Here is a 23,231-nt window from a genome sequence, read left to right on the forward strand (position 1 = left end):
TCTGCTGTGGGGCCCGGCCGATCGGGTACCGGCGCTCGGCGCTGTGCCGGTGTCCGTCCCCGAGTCGGTTGCCCCGGACGGGGATCGGTCGTTGTTGTGCCGGCCGGAGTCGCGGTCGGCGTGGTGGGAAGGGATCCCCCGCCACGCCGACCGCTTTTTCGCGTTCCGGTCAGGCGGTGGCGGCTGCGGCGGCGTTGGTGCCGGCTGCGGCGGCAGTGGCGGTCGCGGGCGACGGCTGCGGCCGGTAGGTGTCGATCAGCCGGGCGAGGTGACGGCCGGTGAGGTGCAGCGGCTCCTCGCTGCGGGCGACCTGGGCGGCGAGTTCGGCGCCCTCCAGGGTGTTGATGACGGTGGCGGCCAGCTCGCGGGCGTCGGTGAGGCCGATGCCGCTGCCGTGCAGCTTCTCCTCGACGACGGCGCGCCAGTGCGCGAACGCCGCGGTGACGGCCTCCTCGATCACCGGCGCCCGGCCGACCGTCTCCAGCGCGGTGGTGGTGATCGGGCAGCCGTCCTGCCAGTCGGACGCGCGCAGGGCCTCGGCGAGCAGCCGGGTGCAGGCGGTGACCGCCTCGGCGGGGTCGGTGGCGCTGTCCAGCCCCTGGCGCAGCAGCTCCGCGAACTCCTGGTCGCCGTGGCGGATCGCCTCGGCGGCCAGTTCCTGCTTGCCGCCCGGGAAGAAGTGGTAGACGGAGCCGAGGGTGGCCTCCGCCTCGCGGGAGATCTGCTTGATGCCGGTGCCCTCGTACCCCTGGCGCTGGAGCAGCCGGGAGGTGGCCCGGACGATCCGCTCGCGGGTGCCGGTGGTCGTCGTCTTCACGGGGGGAGTCTAGCCGATCAAATGGATAGAGCGTTCGTTCCAGAGCTGTGTTAGCGTCAGCTCCTGGATAGAGCGTTCGTTCTACTCCTCGTTCCGGTCATCGTTCCGGTCGTCCTCGGAGGGGATCCCCATGTCTGTCGCGCACCAGGAGAACAAGCAGCAGGGCCACGAGCAGCAGGGTCACGAGCGGCAGGAGGGCGGCAGGCCCTCCGTCACCCTGATCGGCCTCGGCCCGATGGGCCTGGCGATGGCCGGCGCCTACCTGGACGCCGGGTACGCCGTGACGCTGTGGAACCGGAGCCCCGGCCGGGCCGGGGAGCTGGTCGCCCGGGGCGCCGTGCTAGCGCCGGACGCGGCCGCGGCGGTCGCCGCCAACGACCTGGTCGTGCTGAGCCTGACCGACTACGACGCGGTGTTCGCCGTGCTGGCCGCCGCCGCGGCGGAGCTGTCCGGGAAGGTCGTGGTCAACCTCAGTTCGGACACCCCCGACCGGGCCCGGGAGGCCGCCCGCTGGCTGGCCGAACGGGGCGCCGGGCACCTCACCGGTGGTGTGCAGGTCCCGCCGTCGGGCATCGGGCGGCCGGAGTCGTCCACCTACTACAGCGGCCCGGCCGAGCTGTTCCGGCGGCACCGCGCCGCCCTGGAGGTGCTCACCGGCGCCGACTACCGCGGTGACGACCCGGGGCTGGCGCAGCTCTACTACCAGATCCAGATGGACCTGTTCTGGACCTCGCTGGCCGCCTATCTGCACGCCACCGCCGTCGCGGAGGCCAACGGCATCCCGGCGGACGAGTTCCTGCCCTACGCCACCTCGACGGCCGCCTCGCTGCCGGGCTTCCTCGCCTTCTACGCGCCCCGGATCGCCGCGGGGAACCACGCGGGCGACGTCGACCGGCTGACCATGGGCGTCGCGAGCATCGAGCACGTCCTGCACACCGTCGAGGCCTCCGGCGTGGACGGGGCGCTGCCGAGGCTGCTCGCCGACACCTTCCGGAAGGCGGTCGGGGCCGGGCGCGGAGGGTCCAGCGTGACCAGCCTGGTGCCGTTGTTCAAGGGGGAGTGAGGGGGCGGAATCGAGGAGTCGGGCCGCCGGCCGTTGTCAGCGGGCGGCGGCCCTGTCACGATGGTGTCCGACCATGGATGCCGTGCGCTGACCGGTCGTTCGAAATCACGGAATGTTGCACACTCAACGTAACGTGACATTGTACGCTGGTGTTCTGCACTCACCGGAGGAACACCATGGCCGACCTCAAACCCCGCACCCTGATCTCCGTCCAGGAGCGGCTGCGCGACCAGGTCGCCCACGCCCTGCGGGCCGCGCTGATCTCCGGCGAGCTGCGCCCCGGGGTGGTCTACTCCGCGCCCGCCCTGGCCGCCGACTTCGGCGTCTCCGCCACCCCGGTCCGCGAGGCCATGCTGGACCTCGCCCGCGAGGGCTTGGTCGAGGCCGTCCGCAACAAGGGCTTCCGGGTCACCGAGCTCACCGAGCGGGACCTCGACGACTTCACCGAGATCCGCGCCCTGATCGAGGTCCCGACCGTCGGCCGGGTCGCCCGCACCGCCACCCCCGAGCAGCTGGAGGCGCTGCGCCCGCAGGCCGAGGCGATCGTCGTCGCGGCCGGCAAGCAGGACCTCATCGGCTACCTGGAGGCGGACCGTCAGTTCCACCTCGACCTGCTCGGCCTGGCCGGCAACTCCCGACTGGTCGAGGTCGTCGGCGACCTGCGCAAGCGCTCCCGCCTCTACGGCCTCAACCGGCTGGCCGAGCGCGGCGAGCTGGTCTCCTCGGCGGAGGAGCACCTGGAGCTGCTGGACCTGATGATCGCCGGCGACGCCCCGGCCGCCGAGTCCTGCATGACCCGTCACCTCAGCCACGTCCGCTCGCTGTGGGCGGAGGGCCAGGAGGAGGCGGCCGAGGAGGAGTCTCGCACCGGCCTGCGGCTGCGCGCCCGATAGGGGTGAGCCACCCGTTCGGGTGAGGGTTCCGGGTGTTTCCGGGGCGCTCGGGCCGCCTTCGGGAGGATGACCAGTGTGCCTCCCTCACCGTTCGACATGGCCGATGTCCTCTTCGACCGCTTCCCCCGCCACCGCGTCGAGATCCTCGGTGGCCTCGTCTCGGTCGAACCGCTGCCGGACGGTGGGCACGCGGAGATCCTGACCGATGTGATGGCGGCCCTGTTCCGGGCCGGACTGGACGAACCGGGCAGGGCCGAGGTCTTCCGGCAGCTGGCGATCCGGTTGCCGACCGGGCCCTTCGACTACGCGATGCCGGACGTGTCGGTCGTCGAGCCGGAATCGGACGACCGGATGCTCGACTTCAACTGCTACGACTGCTACGACCCGGCGTGCTTCCGTCTGGTCGTGGAGGTCGGGTCGTCCGTGCTGGGGGACGAACTCACCCGGAAGCCGGCCGCGTACGCCGCCGCCGGTGTGCCGGTCTACGTGGTCGTGGACCGGGCCGGTGAGCAGGTCGTGGTGTTCACCGAGCCGCGCGGGGCCGAGTACCGGGTGCGGGAAGTGCGCCGTCCCGGCGAGGAGTTCACCCTGCCGCCGTCGATCGGGGCTTCGGTGACGTTCGCGGTGGCGGACCTGGTCGAGGTCAGGCGCTGACCGCCGGCACCGTCAGCCTGCCGTCCTGGACCTCGGCCACCTGGTCGACCGCCGTCAGGTGGCTGCGGTCGTGGGTGACCAGGACGGTGGCGGTGGCGCGGCGGTGGGTGAGGGAGGTCAGCAGGTCGAGCACGGCGGCGCCGCGTTCGTGGTCGAGGGCGCTGGTGGGCTCGTCCACCAGCAGCACGGTGGGGTCGTTCATCAGCGCGCGGGCGATGTTGACCCGCTGGCGCTGACCGCCGGAGAGCTGGTGCGGGCGGCGGCCGGCCAGGTCGCGCAGGCCGACGGCGGCCAGCAGCTCCAGGGCGCGGGGGAGTGCGGCCCGTGCGGAGCGGCCGTCGAGGTGGGCCATCACCTGGAGCTGTTCGGCGGCGGTCAGCGAGGGCAGCAGGTTGGGCTGCTGGAAGACGATGCCGATCCGGTGCCGCCGCAGTGCGGTCAGCCCGGCCCGGTCCAGTCCGGCGGTGTCGGTGCCGTCCACCACCACCCGTCCGGAGTCCGGGGCGATCAGGGTCGCGGCCACCGCCAGCAGGCTGGACTTGCCCGAGCCGGACGGGCCGACCACGGCGGTGAGGGTGCCCTTCGGCACGGTCAGCGACACCTCGTCGAGGGCGGTCAGCCGGCCGTCGCCGTCCGGGTAGGTGAGGGTGACGCGGTCGAGGTGCAGGGTCATCGGGCACTCCCCAGGGCGGTCAGCGGGTCGACGGAGGTGATGCGGCGGACGGACAGGGCCGCGCCGACCGCGCCGAGCGCGATCATGACGGCGGCGGGCAGCAGCACCGTCGGGGCGTCCAGCACGAACGGGACGGCGGAGCCGAGCAGCGCGCCGACGCCGACCGCGACGGCCGTGCCGACCGCGGTGCCCAGGAGCAGCAGCAGGACGGCCTGGCCGAGGGCGTCGCGCAACAGGTAGCGGGTGGAGGCGCCGAGGGCCTTGAGGACGGCGATGTCGCCGCTGCGCTGGATCGTCCAGACCGTGAAGAAGGCGCCGATCACCAGCGCCGAGATGGCGAACAGGAAGCCGCGCATCAGCTGCAGCGAGCCGTTCTCCGAGGTGTAGGAGCCGATCGCGGCGAGCGCGCCGTCGCGGTCGCGGGTCTCGGTGCCGAGGGCGGTGTCGGCGGCGGCCAGGTCGGCGCCCTTCGTGGTGGTCAGCGCGACCACGGTGGCGTGCCCGGCGCCGCCGGGGGCGGCCCGCTGCCAGTCGGCCAGGGTCGTCCAGACCACCGGCGTGTGGCTGTAGGAGGCGTCCCCGGCGACGGCCGCGACGGTCAGCGGCAGGCCCGCGACGGTGAAGGCGTCGCCGGGGCGCAGCCCGCCGAGGTCCTCGGCGGCGGTCCGCGACAGCACGGCCCGGCCCGGGGCGAGGGAGTCGCCCCGCGGGGCCAGTGCGGAGCCGTCGGGGAGGCCGAAGACGGAGAGGGCGGCGGTGCGCGGCCCGGCCGCGGCCTTGGTGGTGGCGATGCCGAGCGGCTGCGCGTCGGTCACGCCGGGGGTGCGGGCCCACCCCTGCCACTGCTCGGGGGTGACCTGGGAGTCGGTGAACGACAGCTTCCGGCCGTCGGCGGGCCGGCCGAAGGCCAGGTGGTCGGCGGGCAGGCCGGTGACGGCCGAGGTGTTCTGCCGGCCGAGCCCGGCGGTCAGCCCCGACAGCAGGCCGACCAGCACGGTGATCAGCACGACGACGGTTCCCATCAGGGCGAACCGCCCCTTGGCGAACCCCAGATCCCTCCAGGCGACGAACACCGCGAGCCCTTTCGTCCGATCCGCTGCGACACTGACGAGAGTGGCCGGACGCGGGCCCGCCGGGCATCGCACCGGGGATTGGATCCTCGGCTTCGAAGGGCGGAAACGGAGTTCAACCTTTCGATTGATGCCGGTCGGCGGCACGGCCCCTAGGCTGGACGGATGGCGACCGATCGACCCCGAACCACCCCCGTCGCCCGCGTGCTCCGGGTCTGTCTGCACCTGCTGGTGGCGGGCCTGCTCGCGCTCGCCGTGGTCCGGGCCGTGGCCGGGCACGACGGCGATCCGGCGGCGGTCACCGCCGCGGCCGGCGCGACGGCCGCCGTCTACGCGGCCGGTCCGCTGATCGGCGCCGTCGGCCGCTCCCGGCGGGCCGCCGCGCTCTGGCTGGCGCTGCTCGGGGTCACCTGGGCGGGTGTGCTGGTCGCCACCCCGGACGGGGTCTGGCTGGCGTTCCCGCTGTACTTCCTGGAACTGCACCTGCTCGGCCGGCGGTCCGGGGTGGCCGCGGTCGGGCTCACCGCCGTCGCGGCGATCGTCGCCTACTCGGCCCATCAGCACACCGTCGGCGTCGCGCCGGCGATCGGTCCGCTGCTGGGGGCCGCCTTCGCCGTCGCGACCGTGTTCGGCTACCAGGCCCTCTACCGGGAGAGCGAGGAGCGCCGGCGGCTCATCGACGAGCTGACGGCCGCCCGCGCCGACCTCGCGACCGCCCACCACGCGGCCGGGGTGCTCGCCGAGCGGGAGCGGCTGGCCCGGGAGATCCACGACACCCTGGCGCAGGGCCTCACCAGCATCCAGCTGCTGCTGCGGGCCGCGCAGCGTGCGCTGCCGGAGCGGACGGAGACCGCCGGCGAGTACGTGGAGCAGGCCCGGCAGGCCGCGCAGGACAACCTCGACGAGGCCCGCCGTTTCGTGCGTGCGCTCACTCCGCCGGCGCTGGAGGGCGACACCCTGCCGGTGGCGCTGGAGCGGCTGTGCGCGACCACGTCGGTGCGCGGCGGCCTGCCGGTGCGGCTGCAGGTGTCCGGGGAGCGGGTCCCGCTGCCGGTGCCGCACGAGGTGGCGCTGCTGCGGATCGCGCAGTCCGCGCTCGGCAACACGGTGCGGCACGCCGGAGCGGGCCACGCCGAGGTGACCCTCAGCTTCATGCCGGGCGAGGTGGCGCTGGACGTGGTGGACGACGGTGCGGGGTTCGACCCGGAGGCCGTGCGGACGCGGGCCGCCGGCGGCGGGGACGGCGGTTACGGGCTGCCGTCGATGCGGGCCCGGGCGCGGGCGCTGGGCGGGACCTTCGCGGTGGAGTCCGCGCCGGGGGAGGGCACCGTGCTCGCGGTGCTGCTGCCGGTGCCCGGGGAGGAGTCGTCGTGACGGGGTCCGTGATCCGGCTGCTGCTGGCCGACGACCACCCGGTGGTCCGGGCCGGGCTGCGCGCCGTGCTGGAGAGCGAGCCGGACTTCGCGATCGTCGCGGAGGCCGCCACGGCCGAGCGCGCGGTGGAGCTGGCGGCCGAGGTGGCGGTGGACGTGGTGCTGATGGACCTGCAGTTCGGGCCGGGGGCGGCGATGAACGGGGCGCAGGCCACGGCGGCGATCACGGCCCGGGGCGCGGGGGCGCCGAGGGTCCTGGTGGTGACCACCTACGACACGGACGCGGACACGCTGCCGGCGCTGGAGGCCGGGGCCACCGGGTACCTGCTGAAGGACGCGCCGCCGGAGGAGCTGGCCCGGGCGGTGCGGTCGGCGGCGGCGGGCCGGCCGGCGCTGGCGCCCACGGTGGCGGACCGGCTGCTGGAGCGGATGCGGACGCCGGCGGCGGCGCTGAGCGCGCGGGAGACCGAGGTGCTGGGGCTGGTCGCGGACGGGCTGACCAACCAGGCGATCGGCGGGCGGCTGCACCTCAGCCTCGCCACGGTGAAGTCGCATCTGGTGCACATCTACACCAAGTTGGGTGTGGAGTCGCGGACGGCGGCGGTGCGGGAGGCGCGGGCGCGGGGGCTGATCCGGCGCGGAGGGTGAGCGAGGAGAGGCGGCACGCGGCGGGCGTAGGGTGGTCGGCGACCCCGTGTGCCGTGTGATCGGAGGATCCCCGGATGGCCGTCCGACTCGACGAACTCGCCGTGCCCGTGCTCGGCGCACCGATGGCCGGCGGGGCGACCACGCCGGAGCTGGTGGCCGCGGTGAACGCGGCCGGCGGGCTGGGCTTCCTGGCCGCCGGCTACCGGAGCGCCGCCGCCACGGCCGAACAGATCGGGCTGACCCGGAAGGTGACGGACCGTCCGTTCGGGGTGAACCTCTTCGTGCCGGCCCCGCCCGGTGACCCGGCCGCGGTGGCCGCCTACCGGGAGCGGCTGCGGCCCGAGGCGGAGCGGCACGGGGTCGTGCTGCCGGAGGCGATCGGGCCGGACCGGGACGACTGGGACGCCAAGGTCGCCGTGCTGCTCGCCGACCCGGTCGCGGTGGTCTCGTACACCTTCGGGCTGCCCGCCGCCGAGGAGGCGCGGGCGCTGCGGGCGGCGGGGGTGTTCCAGGTGGGCACGGTGACCACGCCGGAGGAGGCCCGGCGGGCCGAGGCGGCCGGGATGGACGCGTTGTGCGTGCAGGGCCCGGAGGCGGGCGGCCACCGGGCCACCCACGCGGTCGCGGACCGGCCGGGGGACGTCCCGCTGCTGGAACTGCTGGCCGGGGTGCGCTCGGTGACGGGGCTGCCGCTGGTCGCGGCGGGCGGGCTGTCCGACGGGGCGTCGGTGGCGGCCGCGCTGCGGGCCGGGGCGGTGGCGGTCCAGCTGGGGACGGCGCTGCTGCGGGCGGACGAGGCGGGCACGTCGGCGGCGCACCGGGCGGCGCTGACGGAGTTCGAGGCGACGGCGGTGACCCGGGCGTTCACCGGGCGCCCGGCGCGGGGGCTGCGGAACGCGTTCATCGACCGGTACGGGCCGTACGCGCCCGCCGCCTATCCGGAGGTGCACCACCTGACCCAGCCGCTGCGCGCGGCGGCGGCCGGGCGCGGTGACACCGGGGCGATGCACCTGTGGGCCGGGACGGGCCACCGGGCGGCGCGCGGCGGCCCGGCGGCGGGGATCGTGGCCCGCCTGTGGGAGGAGGCCCGGGCCGCCGGGCGGTGAGCCCGGCGGCCCTGCGGCCGTTCCCGGGGGCCTTGCTCCCGGACCCCTGCCGGGGCGGGGGCCGGGAGCGAGGCCCCCGAACGGTGCCGGCCCCACCGCCGCGGGGCCGGCACCGTCGGCTCAGCCGAGCAGTCCGGCCATCCAGGACTCGACGGCCGGGACGCTGCGCGGCAGCGCGCCGGACATCAGCCGGGCGCCGTCGGCGGTGATGACGAGGTCGTCCTCGATCCGGATGCCGAGGCCGCGCAGCTCGGCGGGAAGGGTCTCGTCGTCGGGCTGGAGGTAGAGGCCGGGCTCCACGGTGAGCACGTGGCCCTCCTCGAGGACGCCGTCCAGGTAGGTCTCGGCGCGGGCCCGGGCGCAGTCGTGCACGTCGAGGCCGAGCATGTGGCCGGTGCCGCAGAGGGTGTAGCGGCGGTAGAGGCCGCTGTCCTCGGCGAGCGCCTCCTCGGCGGAGACGGGCAGGACGCCCCAGTCGGCGAGGCCCTCGGCGATGACCCGGGCGGCCGCGGCGTGGAAGTCGCGGAAGCGGGCACCTGGGCGCAGCGTGTCGATGCCGGCCTGCTGGGCGGCGAGCACCAGCTCGTAGGCCTGGCGCTGGACGGGCGTGAAGGTGCCGCTCAGCGGGAGGGTGCGGGTGATGTCGGCGGTGTAGAGGGTGTCGGTCTCGACGCCGGCGTCCAGCAGCAGCAGGGCGTTCGGGTCGAGCGCGCCGTCGTTGCGGATCCAGTGCAGGACGCAGGCGTGGGCGCCGGCGGCGGCGATGGTCTCGTAGCCGACGCCGTTGCCCTCGGCGCGGGCGCGGAGGTTGAACACGCCCTCGATCCAGCGCTCGCCGCGGTGGTGGCGCAGGGCGGCGGGCAGGGCGCGGACGACGTCCTCGAAGCCGAGCACGGTGTGGTCGACGGAGAGCTGGAGCTGCTCCACCTCCCAGATGTCCTTGACCAGCCGCAGCTCGGACAGCACGGCGGCGAACAGGCCGTCGGCGTCGGCGAGTTCGGCGGGGCCGGGGCGGCCGGTGGCGGTGTCGACCTCGGGGTCGACGCCGGCCAGCACCCGGGTGGCGGGCCGCGGTCCGGCGAGCAGCTTGTCCAGCTCGTCGAGGTGCTCGACGCGCACGCCGGTGAGCCGGGCGGCCTCGTCGAGGTCGGGTCGGCGGCCGACCCAGAACTCGCCGTAGCGGCGGTCGCGGAAGAACTCGGCGCCGCGCACCGGGTCGCCGCCGCGGGGGGAGCGGGGGCGCAGGTAGAGGACGGGCTCGTGGCCGTCGGGGCCGGTCGGTTCCAGGACGAGCACGTGGCCGACCTGGTCCTCGCCGGTGAGGCCGGTGAGCCAGGCGTAGGCGCTGTGCGGGCGGAAGCGGTGGTCGACGTCGTTGCTGCGGACCTTGAGCCGGCCGGCCGGGACGATCAGGCGCTCGCCGGGGAAGGCCGCGGAGAGCCGGGTGCGCCGGCCGGGGGTGACGGCGTAGCCGGGGACGCGGTTCTCGGCCGGGAGCGGGGTGGGGGCCCAGGAGGTGCCCATGAAGGCGTTGAGCGCCGCCGACACCGGGAGGTCGTGGCTGCCGGTGTTGAGGCCGGTCTGACGGAGGGTCACCGGGTACTCCTAAACGCGTGGTGCGGAGTCGGGGGGAGGAGGGGGTTGCACGGACACAGCTCGGTAACGGGTGGCGTCACCTCTTGTGCAGTGCAATTTCACATTACTATGTTACGGGTCACACCGCGGAGCGGCTAGACCCCCTGAGGTCGCCCTCCCGGCCGGGCCCCGGATCCACCCCCGGGGTTGGACGACGGGCCTTCTCGGCGGGCCCCCCACTGCGGAGTCAGATATGAACAGGCGTACCCAGACCGCCCTCGCGGCGGCCATCGCGGCGGCACTCACCCTCGGGCTCGGCGCCTGCGGAAGCAAGGACAAGGGCGACGACGGCTCCGGCGACACCGCTGCCGCCAGTTCCACCAAGGGGCCCGGTGCCGACAGCGGCACGATCGTGGGCGGCACCCCGGTCAAGGGCGGCACCCTGACGGTGCTGACCAACCAGGACTTCGCCCACCTCGACCCGGCCCGCAACTGGACCCTGCCGCAGATGGACTTCGGCACCCGGCTGATCTACCGCACCCTGGTCACCTTCAAGGCCGAGCCCGGTGACGCCGGCAACCAGATCGTCCCCGACCTGGCCACCGACACCGGCCGTCCGTCCGACGGCGGCAAGACCTGGTCCTTCACCCTGCGCGAGGGGCTGAAGTACGAGGACGGCTCGCCGATCAAGTCGTCCGACATCAAGTACAACGTCGAGCGCTCGTTCTCCCCGGACCTCACCGGCGGCCCCGACTACGCGGCCCAGTACCTGGCCGGCGGCGAGAACTACAAGGGCCCGCTGACCGGCGAGCACCTGGCGAGCATCGAGACGCCGGACGACCGGACCATCGTCTTCCGGCTCAAGCGCCCGGTCGCCGAGTTCGCCTACACCGCGACCCTGCCCACCTTCGCGCCGGTGCCGCCGGCCCAGGAGAAGGGCACCCAGTACGACATGCGGCCGTTCTCCTCCGGCCCGTACAAGATCGAGAGCTACGACCGCGGCAAGCAGCTGGTGCTGGTCCGCAACACCAACTGGGACCCGTCCTCGGACCCGATCCGCAAGGCCTACCCGGACAAGATCGTCGTCACCCAGGGCCTCAAGGGCGGCCAGGTCGACGACCGCATCATCGCCAGCGACGGCGCCGACGCCTCCGCGATCGAGATGCCCTGGATGCGCCCCGAGTCCGTCGCGAAGGTGCTGCCCAAGGCCGACGTCAAGGCCCGGATGGTGGCCGAGCGCACCGGCTGCACCGACAGCCTCTACCTGAACACCTCCAAGGCGCCGTTCGACGACCCGAAGGTCCGCGAGGCCGTCATGTGGGCGGTCGACCGCGAGGCCCAGGTCACCGCCTTCGGCGGCCCCGCGATCGCCGACGTCGCCACCTCCTTCCTGCCGCCGTCGCTGACCGGCGGCGTCAAGGCCGACCCGCTGAAGATCCCGGCCGCCGGCGACCCGGCGAAGGCCAAGGACCTGCTCAAGGCGGCCGGCAAGACCGACCTCAAGGTCTCGCTCACCGTCTCGCTCGGCGACAAGACCCGCGGCGAGGCCATCCAGCAGTCGCTGTCCAAGGCCGGCATCACGGTCACCGTCAACACCGTCGACCCCTCGGCGTTCACCGACACCCTCGGCGACGCCAAGGCCGCGCCCGAGCTGACCATCAACGGCTGGTGCCCGGACTACCCGTCCGGCGCCACCTTCCTGCCCTTCCTGTTCGACGGCCGCACCATCAAGGACAAGGGCAACCAGGGCAACTACAGCCAGTTCCGCGACCAGGCCACCATGGACGAGATGGACCGCATCGCGGCCCTCCCGGACGTGAACGAGGCCAACGAGGCCTGGAAGAAGCTGGACGAGGCGCTGCTGCAGAAGGCCCCGGCCGTCCCGCTCATGTGGCAGCGCCGCGCGCTGCTGGTCGGCACCAACGTGGCCGGTGCCTTCGGCGCCCCGGGTTACGCCGGCATGATCGACATGGCCACGATCGGCCTCAAGGACCCCGCCAAGAGCCAGGGCTGAGGAACCGTCGGTCATGAGCACCACTACGACTGAGCCCGCCGCCGCGCCCGTCGCGGCGGCGGGCCCCGCGAAAGCCTCCGGGCGCGGGCCCTGGCGGCTGGTCTGGGACCAGCTGTGGGCCAAGGGCTCCGCCCGCTTCGGCCTGGTCATGGTCGTCCTCCTCGTCCTGATGGCCGTGCTGGCCGGGCCGCTGAGCGCGCTCGGCGGCTGGAACGCCGAGGAGTTCGACAAGCGCTCCGTCGACGCCTACCTGGGCGGCCTGCCCAAGGGCGACTTCGGCGGCGTCGGCGCCCGGCACTGGTTCGGCGTCGAGCCGGCCACCGGCCGCGACCTGTTCGCCCGGGTCCTGCACGGCGGCCAGGTGTCGCTGCTGATCGCGTTCGTCGCCACCGCCGTCGTCGTGATCGCCGGCACCCTGGCCGGCATCGCGGCCGGCTACTTCGGCGGCCGCGTCGACAGCCTGCTGTCCCGGCTGATGGACCTCACGATGTCGTTCCCATCGCTGATCTTCATGATCGCGATGATGTCGGTGGCCAAGGACGTCAACCGGATCCTGCTGATGACCGTGGTCATCGGCCTGTTCGGCTGGCCCGGCGTGGCCCGCGTCGTCCGCGGCCAGACCCTCTCGCTCAAGCACCGCGAGTACGTCGAGGCGGCCAAGGTCGGCGGCGCCCGGTCCTGGCGCATCCTCACCCGGGAGATCCTGCCCAACGTCTCCGGGCCGATCATCGCGTACACCACGCTGCTGATCCCCGGCATGATCGCCACCGAGGCCGCGCTCTCCTACCTCGGCGTGGGCGTCCGGCCGCCGACCCCCTCCTGGGGGCAGATGATCGCCGAGTCGATCGTCTTCTACGAGACCGACCCGACGTACTTCCTCATCCCGACGGTCTTCCTGTTCGTCGCCGTCCTCGCCTTCACCCTGCTCGGCGACGCGCTGCGCGACATCCTCGACCCGAAGGGAGGACGGTCGTGATCCTCTACCTCGGGCGCCGGCTGCTCGGCGTCGCCGGCATCCTGCTGGCCATCTGCGCCATCACCTTCACCATCTTCTACCTGCTGCCCAACGACCCGGCCGCGGCCGCCTGCGGCAAGACCTGCAGCCCCGAGCGGCTGATCGAGGTCAAGGCCGCGATGGGCCTCGACAAGCCCGTCTGGGAGCAGTTCTTCGTCTACCTGCTGGGCATCGTGGCCGGCCGCGACTACGGCAGCGGAGCCAGCGCCACCCACTGCGGCTTCCCCTGCCTCGGCTACTCCTACGAGTACTCGCTGCCGGTCTGGGACCTGCTGGTCGACCGCCTGCCGGTGTCGGTCTCGCTCGCCATCGGCTCGGCCGTGCTCTGGCTGCTGCTCGGGCTCGGCGCCGGCATCACCTCGGCGCTGCGCAAGAACACCGTCGTCGACAAGGTCCTCACCGTCCTGTCGGTCGGCGCCGCCTCGCTGCCGGTCTACTTCACCTCGATCATGCTGATCTGGGGCGTGGTGCGGACCGCCGACCTGCTGCCCTACCCCGCGTACCACAACCTCACCGACAACCCGCTGTCCTGGGCCTCCAACCTGCTGCTGCCCTGGACCGCCCTGGCGCTGCTCTACGCGGCCCAGTACGCCCGGCAGAGCCGGACCTCGATGATCGAGGCGATGGCCGAGCCCTACATCCGCACCGCCCGCGCCAAGGGCATGCCGGCGCTCACCGTCACCGTCAAACACGGTCTGCGCTCCGGCATGACGCCGATCCTCACCATCTTCGGCATGGACCTCGGCGGTCTGCTGGCCGGTGCCGTCATCACCGAGTCCATCTTCGGACTGCCCGGAATCGGACGCCTCTTCTACGACGGCCTGCTCCGCTCCGACCAGCCCGTCATCCTCGGCGTGACCCTGCTCGCGGCCTTCTTCATCGTCGTCGCGAACCTGCTGGTCGACGTGCTCTACGCCTACGTCGACCCGAGAGTGAGGTACTGATGACGTCGTTGTTGGAGGTCGAGGACCTCAAGGTCGCCTTCGACACCCCGCGCGGCACCGTCCGGGCCGTCGACGGCATCAACTTCACCGTCGAGGCCGGCAAGACCCTCGGCCTGGTCGGCGAGTCCGGCAGCGGCAAGTCCGTCACCTCGCTCGCCGTCATGGGCCTGCACCGCGGCGCCCGGGTCGACGGCTCGATCAGGCTCGACGGCCAGGAGCTCAACGGCCTGGGCGAGAAGCGGCTCGGCGCGATCCGCGGCCGGCGGATCGCCATGATCTTCCAGGACCCCCTGTCCAGCCTGCACCCCTTCTACCCGGTCGGGGAGCAGATCGCCGAGCACTACCGGGTGCACTTCAAGGCCTCCCGCAAGGCCGGCCGCGAGCGCGCGATCGAGATGCTCGCCGAGGTGGGCATCCCCGAGCCGGCCCGCCGGGTCGACGAGTACCCGCACCAGTTCTCCGGCGGCATGCGCCAGCGCGTGATGATCGCCATGGCGCTCGCCTGCGAGCCCGAGCTGCTGATCGCCGACGAGCCGACCACCGCGCTCGACGTCACCGTCCAGGCCCAGATCCTCGACCTGATCGCCAGGATCCAGGAGCAGCGCGGACTCGGCGTCGTGATGATCACCCACGACCTCGGCGTGGTCGCCCGGGTCGCCCACGAAGTGCTCGTCATGTACGGCGGCCGCGCCGCCGAACAGGCTCCCGTGGACCGGCTGTTCGCGGCCCCCGCGCACCCTTACACCCGCGGGCTGCTCGACTCGCTGCCCCGTCTGGACGACACCGACGACGCCCCGCTGCGCGCCATCCCCGGCAGCCCGCCGTCGCTGATCGCCCCCGCCCCCGGCTGCTCCTTCGCACCGCGCTGCGCCCGCACCACCGCCGCGGCCGCCGAGGAGCACGCCCGCTGCCTGTCCGAGCGGCCCGAGTTCGGCCCGCTCGCCCCCGGCCACCAGGCCGCCTGCCACCTGCCGCTGGTGCCGGAAGGAGTCCTGGGATGACCGAACCCCTGCTGACGGTCCGGGACCTGGTGAAGACCTTCCCCGGCCGCCGCTCCCGCACCGGCAAGCCCGGCGCCCCGATCCGGGCGGTGGACGGCGTCAGCTTCGACGTCGGCGCCGGCGAGACCCTCGGCCTGGTCGGCGAGTCCGGCTGCGGCAAGTCGACCACCGGGCGCATGGTCGTCCGGCTGATCGACCCGACCTCGGGCACCGTGAACTTCGACGGCACCGAGATCGGCGGCCTGACCCAGGCCCAGCTGCGCCCGCACCGCAGGGACCTGCAGATGGTGTTCCAGGATCCGTACTCCTCGCTCAACCCCCGGCAGACGGTGGCCCGGATCATCTCCGAGCCGCTGCTGGTCCAGGGCAGCGGCGCGGCCGACGCCCGCAAGCGGGCCGCCGAGCTGATGGAGCTGGTCGGCCTCATCCCCGAGCACCTGGACCGCTACCCGCACGAGTTCTCCGGCGGCCAGGCCCAGCGCATCGGCATCGCCCGCTCGCTGGCCACCTCGCCCCGGCTGGTGGTCGCCGACGAGCCGGTGTCCGCGCTGGACGTCTCCATCCAGGCCCAGGTGGTCAATCTGATGGAGCGCCTCCAGGACGAACTGGGGCTGGCGTACATCTTCATCGCGCACGACCTCTCCGTGGTCAAGCGCGTGTGCGACCGGGTCGCCGTGATGTACCTCGGCCGGATCGTCGAGATCGGCGACAAGCACCAGGTGTACGGCAACCCGGCGCACCCGTACACCAAGGCCCTGCTGTCCGCGGTGCCGCTGCCGGACCCGGCCGCGGAGCGGGCGCGGGAGCGGATCGTGCTGCTCGGCGACCCGCCGAGCCCGGCCGCCCCGCCGCCCGGGTGCACCTTCCACCCGCGCTGCCCGAAGGCCCAGGAGATCTGCCGGACCGAGCGTCCGCTGCTGCGGATCGCCGGGCCGGGCGGGCGCGAGGCGGCCTGCCACTTCCCGGAGGACTGATCCGGGACGCGGTCTCGCGGTCGGGGGCGCCTGCCGATGGGCGCGTCCCCGACCGCGGCTGAACCGCCGTACCGTCCGGCCACCCCCACGGCGGACGGTACGGCACCGAACGCGCGAGGAGCGACCCTCCTCGCGTGCCGAGCCCCCGGTCGGGAGCGGCGGGGAGCCTGTGACGAGGGCCGCGCCCGACCGGGTCCCGTCCGGTGGACCTCCACCGGGCGGGCGGGGCCCGCCGGATCCGACCGGGTCGTCGGAACCGGCGGGCCCTTCGCCGTTCCCGGAGAGAGCACCGTTCCCGGGGGGAAGCGCCGTTCGCGGCGAGGGTGTCGTTCCCGGGGAGAGCGCCGGCCCCGGCTCCGGGTGAACGCTTGACTTGAAGTTCACTTGAACTCATAGCGTGTCCACGTGACCGAAACTTCGCGCGTCCAGACCGCCTCCACCCCCTCCGACCAGGGAGATCGCGCTCCCGTTGCAGAGTCCGGGGCGCCCTCCGGCGGCTGGGGGGACCTCTTCTCCAAGCAGTACGCCGCCCAGGCCTCGATCATGGCCGGCGGTGTCGCGCTCTACGCGATGAACCTCTACTTCACCGCCGCCCTGCTCCCCTCGATCGTCGAGGACATCGGCGGCGCCCGCTTCTACGCCTGGGTGGCGACCGGCTTCCTGATCGCCGCGGTCACCGCCGCGATGCTGGTCAGCCGGCTGCTCGCCCGGCTCGGGCCCTCGCGCTCCTACCTGACCGGGTTCCTGGTGTTCGCCGCCGGCGCCGGGCTCACCGCGGCCAGCCCGTCGATGGAGACGCTGATCGTCGGCCGGATCGTGCAGGGCCTGGGCGGCGGGCTGATGGCCGGCCTCGGCTACGCGGTGATCCGCACCGCGCTGCCGGAACGGCTGTGGACCAGGGCGGCCGGCCTGGTGTCGGCGATGTGGGGCGTGGGCACGCTGGTCGGCCCCTCGCTCGGCGGGCTGTTCGCCGAACTGAACGCCTGGCGCGGTTCCTACGTCCTGCTCATGGCGGCCGCCCTGGTGCTGGCCGTGCTGGCCCGTCGTTCGCTGCCCGGCCCGACCGGGTCGGCGCGCACCGTCGAACCGCTGCCGCTGCCCTCGCTGCTGCTGCTGACGCTCGCGGCGGGCGCCTTCAGCATCAGCTCCACCGTGCCGCGCGGCTGGGCGACGGCGCTGTGCATCGTGCTGGGCCTGGTGCTGCTGGCGGGCTTCCTGCTGGTGGAGCGCCGCGGGTCGGCGACCGTGCTGCCGAAGCTGACCTACCGTCGCGGCAACCACCTGAAGTGGATCTACCTGACCGTGGCTGTGTACTGCACCGGTGTGATGACCGAGACCTTCATCCCGCTGTTCGGCCAGGAGCTGGGCGGGCTGAGCCCGCTGGCGGCCGGCTTCCTCGGCGCGACGGTGTCGGTCGGCTGGACCTCGGCGCAGCTGTTCAGCGTCAACCTGCGCTCGGACCGGGCCCGTTCGCTGGCGATCCGGGTCGGCCCCGCGGTGCTCACGGCCGGTCTGCTGGCCTACGGCCTGCTGCAGACCTCGCAGGCCTCCGGCGGCCGGGTGCTGCTGTGGGCGGTGGTGCTGGTGATCGGCGGGACCGGCATCGGGGCGGCCTTCCCGCACCTGAGCGTCACGGCGATGCGCAGCACCGACGACGAGGTGGAGGGCGCCAAGGCGGCGGCCGGTCTCAACACCACCCAGCTGATCGCCTTCACGGTGAGCTCGGCGCTGGCCGGGACGCTGGTGAGCTTCGGCGGGGACTCCACGTTGGAGGGTGCCCGCTACATGGTCTTCGGGCTCGGCGCCCTCACCGTGTTCGGCACCGCCACCGCCGCGCTGAGCCTGCGGCGGTCGCGCGCCGAAGGCTGAGCCGTGCGGGAGACACGACCGCCCCGGCCCTCCGTGTGGGAGGGCCGGGGCGGTCTGCCTGTCCGTGGGACCTGTCTTCCACGGGGAGGCCCGGTGCTCAGGACACCGGGGGCCGGACTGCCGGGACCGGCCGGGCGGGGTGTGCGCGGCCGGCCCCGGACAGCGGGGTCAGGACGCGGGGCCCACCCGGACGGTGGTGATCCGCCCGCCCTGGGACTCGCGCACGACCTCGATCTTGGTGTTGGTGTCCGGGACCTTCACCCCGAGCTGCGGGGTGGCCGGGTCGCTGTAGACGCCGGTGCGGTCGTTGAACGCCGGGACGGCCTTCTCGGGGCCGATCTTCACCGGGACGCCGGCCTTGTGCAGGGTGAACCCGGTGGTGGGCTTGAGCGAGAAGGTCGCGTCGAAGGTCTGCGCCCGGCCGTTGACCAGGGTGCCGTCGGCGAAGCGGATCGGCGCCGGGTGGGCGTCGATCGGCAGGATCAGGCCGCCGCCGGGGTGGTCCTTGGTGTTGTTGTCGCCGTAGCCGGTGTCCCAGAGCCAGACGAGCACGCCCTCCTGGTACGGGTAGGTGTCGACGATGTCCTTCTTGCCCTCGACCCCGGTGTAGCCGAAGTTGTACGGGCCGGTCTTCAGGAACTCGCCGTAGCCGGCGTAGCGCCGGTTCTCCACCAGGTAGGCGCGCGGGTGCTGCTTGACCGCGGTGCGGCCGGTGATGACGGTGAAGCCGGTGGCGGTCCAGCCGTTGGTACCGTTCTCGGCGCCGTCGGTGAACAGCGTGGTGGCGCCGGCGGTGATCCTCACCGCGTCGACCAGGACGCCCTTGCCGTGGGTGTTGCCGTCGGAGGTGACGTGCAGCCGCAGCCGGACCTTCTGGCCGGCGTAGGCGTCCAGCGGGATGTGCAGCTGCCGGTACGCGCCGGAGGTGCCGCTCAGGCCGGGGACGTTGGCGCTGGTGTTCCCGATCGGGGTGCCGTCGACGGTGCCGGGCAGGGCGGTCCAGGTCTTCCCGCCGTCGGTGGAGGCCTCGGCGGTCAGGAAGTCGTAGTCCTGCTCGATGTCGTACCAGACCGCCGCGTCGAGGGCGGCCGGGCCGGTGACCCCGCCGAGGTCGACGTCGCGGGCCAGCGCGTTGTCCAGGTTGTCGCCGGTGTCGCTCCACCACTGCTTGGCGCCCTCGCGCGGGTCGGCGAGGTCGGTGCTGGTGGTGCCGTCCGGCAGGTGGACCAGGACGGCCTGCGCCTGGTCGGTGTTGTAGCCGCTGACGCCGAGCGCGTGGCTGGACCGGGTGGCGGCCTGCGCCTCGTCGTAGTTGAGCCAGCCGAACTGCAGCTTGCTCCAGGCGTCGAGGTCGCCGGGGTAGGCGCCGGTGGTGTTCTTGCCCTTGCCCAGGTAGGAGGCGGAGGACATCAGCGACCAGAAGTTGACGCTGTTGTCGCCGCCGCTGGTGCTGTACAGGTCGGGCAGGCCGAGGTTGTGGCCGAACTCGTGGGAGAACAGGCCGACTCCGCTGTTCTCGCCCGCCTGGACGTAGTCGTAGACGTACAGGCCGGTGTCGCCGACCGGCGCGCCGCCGATCTTGTTGCCGGCCGGGCCGGTCTGGCCGGTCGGGTCCGGGAAGGTCCAGCTGCGGTGCGCCCACAGCGCGTCGGCGCCCTGCGCGCCGCCGCCCCAGGTCTCGTCGACGCCCGCGTGCACGACGATGACGTTGTCCAGGTAGCCGTCGGGCTGGTCGAACTCGCCGTCCTTGTCGTGGTCGTAGCGGTCGTAGACGTCGTACTGGGCCAGCTCGGCCTTGACGGCCGCGGCGGTGCGGCCCTTGGCGATCTCGCCGTCGTACCAGGCCTTGACGGCGTCCCGGATGAACTCCTGGCCCTGGGTCCAGGCGCCGGAGCCCTGCGGGCCCTTGTTGGAGCCGTAGCGGGCCTCGTTCCACGGCACGGTGACCCAGTCGCTGACGGTGCCCTCGATGTCGTACCGGCCGGAGGACTGGGTGCGGTAGAAGTTGCGCATCGAGACCGCGCCGGGCGAGTCGTCGAAGAACATCTTCTGGTAGTACTTCCGGTCGAAGTCCTGGTTCCAGAGCGTGTGGTTGTCGCTCTTGCCGGGCTTCGGGATGGTGTTGTGCGCGGGCCCGGGGGTGCCCCCGTAGCGCGGCTGGCCGTTGTACAGGGTGGTGTTGTCCACCTGGTCGCCGAACTGGGCGAGGATCACGAAGACCTTGTCCTTGCGCTGCTGCGCGAGCTGGACGTAGTCGTTGCCGACCCGCACCTTGGCGGGTGCCCGGCGGTCCGTGGTCTTGGCCACGGCGCCCTTGTTGAGCTGTTCAAGTGCCTTGGTGCGCAGCGACTGGCGCTCGCGCTCCTGGGGCGCGAGCGGTGCGGGCGGGGCCTCGAGACCGCCGGCCTCGGCACTGTCGCCGGACTCGGCGGAGATGGTGGGTGCGGGCGTGGGGGGAGCGGCCTGGGCGGGGGTGCCGAGGAGGGTGACCGCTATCGCGCTCGTGGTGAGCGCGGCCGCGAACGCCGCGGACAGTCTGCGCAACTGACCTGTCCTTTCCGGACGGTGGGTGGTCGGGCGAGCGCAGGTAATATTTCACATGTCATGGGTCACACGGAAGAGATCGGACGGCGGGAGGTGTGAGCGGCCTCCGGCGGGGGAACGCGGCCGGGCCGCCCGCGTGGTGCGACGGGCGGCCCGGGGCGGGTGCGGTGCGGGTCCGGCGGCGCGGGAGGCGCGGCGCCGGGGCGCGACTACACGAAGTTGAAGTTCTGGAAGTTCAGGCCGTTGCAGGTGAACGCGCGCAGGCCGTAGGCGCCGCTGTCGTCCATGCAGCGGCCGGTGTTGACGTTCTGGTACGCCGCGCCGCCGTTCAGGTAGATCAGGCGCCACTGCTGGTAGTTCAGGCCGTTGCAGGGGAAGGCGCGCAGGCCGGCCGCGCCGCTGTCGTCGATACAGCGCCCGGTGTTCTGGTTCTGCACGACCCAGGAGCCGTCGTTCTGCTTGTAGTAGTTGAACCGCTGGTAGTTCAGGCCGTTGCAGGGGAAGGCGCGCAGGCCGGCCGCGCCGCTGTCGTCCACGCAGCGGCCGGTGTTCTGGTTCTGCAGGGCGTAGGCGTAGACGACGCCGGTGGTGCGGGCCTCGGCGGTGCCGGCGGCCGTGAGACCGAGGGCCGCGGCGGTCAGGGTGGCGGCGGTGACCCGCGCGGTCCGGGTGCGCAGTGCGGTCGAGATGTTCAAGGTTCCCCCTGTGGCGTGGAGTCGGGCGGTGTGGCCCGCGTCACGGTAGGGGTGCCCGCCACCCGAGCGGCAGTGGAGCGGCGGCTTCCGCCCGGGTGGCGAGCATCACAGCGATTCAGAGTTTCAACGCGCTCCGCAGGAAGGCGAGTTCGGCCTGGGCCAGTTGCTCGTTGACGCCGCCCGGGGTCATGTGGGTGATTCCCGGCAGGGCCAGCAGGCTGTGCGGCCGGCCTGCCCCGGTGAGCGCCTGCGAGAGCAGCAGGGTGTGCGAGGGGTGCACGTTGTCGTCCGCCAGACCGTGAACGAGCAGCAGCGGCCGATCGAGCGAGGCCGCGTCGCCCACCAGGCAGTCGGCCGCGTAGCCGTCGGGGTTCTCCTGGGGCAGTCCCAGGTACCGCTCGGTGTACGCGGTGTCGTACAGCCGGAAGTCGGTGGGCGGGGCGCCGGCGCAGGCGGCGTGGAAGACGTCCGGGCGGCGCAGCACGGCCAGTGCCCCGAGGTAGCCGCCGTACGACCAGCCGCGCACGCCGACCCGGTCGAGGTCGAGGTCGGGGTGCGTCTCGCCGAGCGCCCGCAGCGCGTCGGCCTGGTCGTCCAGCGCCACCTGGGAGAAGCGGCGGAAGATGGTCCGCGCGAAGGCGGGGGAGACGAACGGGGTGCCGCCGTTGTCGACGGTGACCACCGCGAAGCCCTGGTCGGCCCACCACTGCTTGAGCTGCCAGCGGCGCGGCTCGTTGGCGACCGCCTGGAAGCCGGGGCCGCCGTAGACGTCGAGCAGTACGGGCAGCTTGCGGCCCGGGACGTGCCCGCGCGGGTAGACCACGGCGCTCGGCAGGCCGCGCTCGGTGACCCGGGCCAGCAGCGGCTCCACCCGGTACGGCAGCGGGGCGGAGAGGTCGGTCAGGGGGACGGTGCCGTGCGGGGTGCGGGCCTCGCGGCGCACGCCGTCCGGGCCGGCCGAGACGAGCAGCAGGGTGTCGCCGGCGGCCAGCGCGCTGTGCACGCCGGGGCCCTCGGAGAGCCGCTCGGGCGCGCCGCCGTCCGGGTCGACCAGGTGGACGTGCTGGTCGAACGGGTCGCCCTCGCCGGTCTCGCAGAGCAGCCGGCCGCCGACCCGGCCGACGACCCGGCGGATCTGCAGACCGGTGGTGTCCAGCGGCTTGCCGTCCACGGCCAGGCCTCGGGCCTCGGGCGTGTCCAGGACGGTGAGCAGCCGGCCCCCGTCCAGCCGGTCCGGCGTGCCGGGCAGGTCGTCCACCCAGAACTCGTCGGTGGTGCGCGAGAGTTCGGTGGTGCCGCCGGTGGCCGGGTCGGCGCTCAGCAGCAGCACGTTCTGCTGCAGCCGGTCGGCGACGGTGAGCAGCAGTTCCTCGGGTCCGGCCCAGCGGGCGGCGCACAGGTAGGGGAAGGCCGCGGTGTCCCAGCGGAGTTCGACCCGGCTGTCGTCCAGGCCGAGCACGAAGAGCCGGACGTCCGCGTTGGGGCCGCCGGCCTGCGGGTAGGCGAACTGCTCGGGAGCCTGATCCGGGTGCGCCGGGTCGGCGAAGTACCGGGGCGGGAGGGCGGACTCGTCCACCCGGGCGGCGAGCACGGCGCCGCCGTCGGGGCGCCACCAGTGGCCGCGGTGGCGGCCCAGCTCCTCGGCGGCGGCGAACTCGGCCACGCCCCAGCGGGCGCCGTCGTCCGGGCTGAGGCGCCGGTCGGGCCCGTCGGCCGGGTCGGTGACGTACAGGGCGTCGTCGGCGACGTAGGCGACGCGCTCGCCGGTCGCGTCCGGGCGGGGGTCGAAGACGGGTCCGGCGGTGGCGAGTTCGGTGGTGCGGCCGGTGGCGGTCTCGGTGCGGAAGAGCCGGCCGTCGAGGGCGAAGACGGCGACGGAGAGGTCGGGGGTGGCGCCGAAGGTGCCGATGCCGGCGGCGGTGAGCCGCGACCGCTCGCGCAGCCGGCGCTCGACGTCGGGCAGGTCGGCGGTGGAGCCGGTGCGTCCGGGGGCCAGCGCGGTCGGATCGGCGACCTCCCGCTCGGCACCGGTGGTGAGGTCGAGGAGGTGGAGCCGGTCGAACCGGTCCTCGGGACCGCTGGAGCGGAGCAGCAGCAGGCGGGTACCGTCCTCGTTGAGCGAGATCGCTCGCGGGGCACCGAAGCTGAAGCGGCCGGTCCGGGCGCTGAGGGAGAGGTAGGAGTCGGTGATGGTCACCGCCCGATGGTCGCCGTGGAACGGGCTCGCCACCAGTAGGACGACATGTGAAATGTCACACATCACGTGATCTGGGTAACAGAGACCCGGGTGCCGAACCCCCGGG

19 protein-coding genes are annotated in these 23,231 nt (G+C 73.5%); 12 read left to right on the forward strand and 7 right to left on the reverse strand.

Annotation, left to right across the window (positions count from 1 at the left end; genetic code table 11):
* Window positions 1–169: 169 nt before the first annotated feature.
* Complete coding sequence (locus tag BLU95_RS30095) at window positions 170–817, reverse strand: TetR/AcrR family transcriptional regulator (RefSeq protein WP_093862745.1); 648 nt, start codon at window positions 815–817, stop codon at window positions 170–172.
* A 130-nt stretch (window positions 818–947) separates the two neighbouring features.
* Between BLU95_RS30095 and BLU95_RS30100 the strand changes: the two genes are divergently transcribed.
* The 3 genes from BLU95_RS30100 (at window position 948) to BLU95_RS30110 (ending at window position 3,427) form a co-directional block, all read left to right on the forward strand.
* Window positions 948–1,880 carry an NAD(P)-dependent oxidoreductase gene (locus tag BLU95_RS30100; protein ID WP_093862746.1) on the forward strand — a complete coding sequence of 311 codons (933 nt, stop codon included), beginning with the start codon at window positions 948–950 and terminating at the stop codon, window positions 1,878–1,880.
* A 176-nt stretch (window positions 1,881–2,056) separates the two neighbouring features.
* The gene (locus BLU95_RS30105; RefSeq protein WP_043471943.1) at window positions 2,057–2,773 is read left to right on the forward strand and encodes a GntR family transcriptional regulator; all 717 of its coding nucleotides are present in this window, start codon (window positions 2,057–2,059) and stop codon (window positions 2,771–2,773) included.
* 75 nt (window positions 2,774–2,848) lie between these two features.
* Complete coding sequence (locus tag BLU95_RS30110) at window positions 2,849–3,427, forward strand: Uma2 family endonuclease (protein WP_231977891.1); 579 nt, start codon at window positions 2,849–2,851, stop codon at window positions 3,425–3,427.
* Here the strand turns inward: BLU95_RS30110 and BLU95_RS30115 are convergent.
* Window positions 3,417–4,100 carry an ABC transporter ATP-binding protein gene (locus BLU95_RS30115; RefSeq protein ID WP_093862748.1) on the reverse strand — a complete coding sequence of 228 codons (684 nt, stop codon included), beginning with the start codon at window positions 4,098–4,100 and terminating at the stop codon, window positions 3,417–3,419. The two genes, BLU95_RS30110 and BLU95_RS30115, sit on opposite strands and share 11 nt — an antisense overlap.
* Window positions 4,097–5,173, reverse strand: coding sequence for an ABC transporter permease (locus BLU95_RS30120; protein ID WP_093862749.1), 1,077 nt, complete (start codon window positions 5,171–5,173; stop codon window positions 4,097–4,099). Before BLU95_RS30120 ends, BLU95_RS30115 begins: the two co-directional genes overlap by 4 nt.
* Before the next feature lie 162 nt (window positions 5,174–5,335).
* Here BLU95_RS30120 and BLU95_RS30125 point away from each other — a divergent pair, with 162 nt between their 5' ends.
* From BLU95_RS30125 to BLU95_RS30135, 3 genes are all read left to right on the forward strand, one after another.
* Complete coding sequence (locus BLU95_RS30125) at window positions 5,336–6,544, forward strand: sensor histidine kinase (RefSeq protein WP_093862750.1); 1,209 nt, start codon at window positions 5,336–5,338, stop codon at window positions 6,542–6,544.
* Entirely contained in the window at window positions 6,541–7,191 is a 651-nt protein-coding gene (locus tag BLU95_RS30130; protein WP_093862751.1) for a response regulator, read from the forward strand. Before BLU95_RS30125 ends, BLU95_RS30130 begins: the two co-directional genes overlap by 4 nt.
* Window positions 7,192–7,265: 74 nt before the next feature.
* Complete coding sequence (locus BLU95_RS30135) at window positions 7,266–8,297, forward strand: nitronate monooxygenase (RefSeq protein ID WP_093862752.1); 1,032 nt, start codon at window positions 7,266–7,268, stop codon at window positions 8,295–8,297.
* A gap of 120 nt (window positions 8,298–8,417) precedes the next feature.
* Here the strand turns inward: BLU95_RS30135 and BLU95_RS30140 are convergent, their stop codons facing one another.
* Window positions 8,418–9,893 (reverse strand): aminopeptidase P family protein, encoded by a 1,476-nt coding sequence (locus tag BLU95_RS30140; RefSeq protein ID WP_231977893.1) that lies wholly within the window; start codon window positions 9,891–9,893, stop codon window positions 8,418–8,420.
* A gap of 232 nt (window positions 9,894–10,125) precedes the next feature.
* On the opposite strand from BLU95_RS30140, the gene BLU95_RS30145 reads away from it, so the two are divergent.
* From BLU95_RS30145 to BLU95_RS30170, 6 genes are all read left to right on the forward strand, one after another.
* Window positions 10,126–11,886: an ABC transporter substrate-binding protein gene (locus tag BLU95_RS30145; protein ID WP_093862753.1), complete on the forward strand. Its 1,761-nt coding sequence runs from the start codon at window positions 10,126–10,128 to the stop codon at window positions 11,884–11,886.
* A 13-nt stretch (window positions 11,887–11,899) separates the two neighbouring features.
* Complete coding sequence (locus BLU95_RS30150; RefSeq protein WP_093862754.1) at window positions 11,900–12,862, forward strand: ABC transporter permease; 963 nt, start codon at window positions 11,900–11,902, stop codon at window positions 12,860–12,862.
* A complete protein-coding gene (locus BLU95_RS30155) occupies window positions 12,859–13,845 on the forward strand; it encodes an ABC transporter permease (RefSeq protein WP_093862755.1) in 987 nt (328 codons plus the stop codon). Before BLU95_RS30150 ends, BLU95_RS30155 begins: the two co-directional genes overlap by 4 nt.
* Window positions 13,845–14,846: an ABC transporter ATP-binding protein gene (locus tag BLU95_RS30160; protein WP_093862756.1), complete on the forward strand. Its 1,002-nt coding sequence runs from the start codon at window positions 13,845–13,847 to the stop codon at window positions 14,844–14,846. The genes BLU95_RS30155 and BLU95_RS30160 overlap by 1 nt, the downstream gene beginning before the upstream one ends.
* On the forward strand, window positions 14,843–15,820 hold the full coding sequence (locus BLU95_RS30165; RefSeq protein ID WP_093862757.1) for an ABC transporter ATP-binding protein: 978 nt from the start codon (window positions 14,843–14,845) through the stop codon (window positions 15,818–15,820). The genes BLU95_RS30160 and BLU95_RS30165 overlap by 4 nt, the downstream gene beginning before the upstream one ends.
* 405 nt (window positions 15,821–16,225) lie before the next feature.
* Window positions 16,226–17,689 carry an MFS transporter gene (locus tag BLU95_RS30170; RefSeq protein WP_197698632.1) on the forward strand — a complete coding sequence of 488 codons (1,464 nt, stop codon included), beginning with the start codon at window positions 16,226–16,228 and terminating at the stop codon, window positions 17,687–17,689.
* Between the two features lie 168 nt (window positions 17,690–17,857).
* Here BLU95_RS30170 and BLU95_RS30175 read toward each other — a convergent pair whose 3' ends face one another.
* The 3 genes from BLU95_RS30175 to BLU95_RS30185 all read right to left on the reverse strand — a co-directional run bounded on the left by BLU95_RS30175 (window position 17,858) and on the right by BLU95_RS30185 (window position 23,125).
* Complete coding sequence (locus BLU95_RS30175; protein ID WP_173862163.1) at window positions 17,858–20,233, reverse strand: immune inhibitor A domain-containing protein; 2,376 nt, start codon at window positions 20,231–20,233, stop codon at window positions 17,858–17,860.
* A 209-nt stretch (window positions 20,234–20,442) separates the two neighbouring features.
* On the reverse strand, window positions 20,443–20,928 hold the full coding sequence (locus BLU95_RS30180) for an RICIN domain-containing protein (protein ID WP_093862759.1): 486 nt from the start codon (window positions 20,926–20,928) through the stop codon (window positions 20,443–20,445).
* Between the two features lie 115 nt (window positions 20,929–21,043).
* The gene (locus BLU95_RS30185; RefSeq protein ID WP_197698633.1) at window positions 21,044–23,125 is read right to left on the reverse strand and encodes a S9 family peptidase; all 2,082 of its coding nucleotides are present in this window, start codon (window positions 23,123–23,125) and stop codon (window positions 21,044–21,046) included.
* Window positions 23,126–23,231 lie beyond the last annotated feature (106 nt).

The sequence above is a fragment of the Streptomyces sp. TLI_053 genome (assembly GCF_900105395.1).
GTDB lineage: Bacteria > Actinomycetota > Actinomycetes > Streptomycetales > Streptomycetaceae > Kitasatospora.

What these genes read in the sequence shown, in the direction of transcription:
- BLU95_RS30150 (WP_093862754.1), top strand. Translation starts at nt 11,900, where the DNA reads ATGAGCACCACTACGACTGAGCCCGCCGCCGCGCCCGTCGCGGCGGCG.
- BLU95_RS30125 (WP_093862750.1), top strand. Translation starts at nt 5,336, where the DNA reads ATGGCGACCGATCGACCCCGAACCACCCCCGTCGCCCGCGTGCTCCGG.
- BLU95_RS30160 (WP_093862756.1), top strand. Translation starts at nt 13,845, where the DNA reads ATGACGTCGTTGTTGGAGGTCGAGGACCTCAAGGTCGCCTTCGACACC.
- BLU95_RS30100 (WP_093862746.1), top strand. Translation starts at nt 948, where the DNA reads ATGTCTGTCGCGCACCAGGAGAACAAGCAGCAGGGCCACGAGCAGCAG.
- BLU95_RS30105 (WP_043471943.1), top strand. Translation starts at nt 2,057, where the DNA reads ATGGCCGACCTCAAACCCCGCACCCTGATCTCCGTCCAGGAGCGGCTG.
- BLU95_RS30145 (WP_093862753.1), top strand. Translation starts at nt 10,126, where the DNA reads ATGAACAGGCGTACCCAGACCGCCCTCGCGGCGGCCATCGCGGCGGCA.
- BLU95_RS30165 (WP_093862757.1), top strand. Translation starts at nt 14,843, where the DNA reads ATGACCGAACCCCTGCTGACGGTCCGGGACCTGGTGAAGACCTTCCCC.
- BLU95_RS30135 (WP_093862752.1), top strand. Translation starts at nt 7,266, where the DNA reads ATGGCCGTCCGACTCGACGAACTCGCCGTGCCCGTGCTCGGCGCACCG.
- BLU95_RS30115 (WP_093862748.1), bottom strand. Translation starts at nt 4,100, where the DNA reads ATGACCCTGCACCTCGACCGCGTCACCCTCACCTACCCGGACGGCGAC.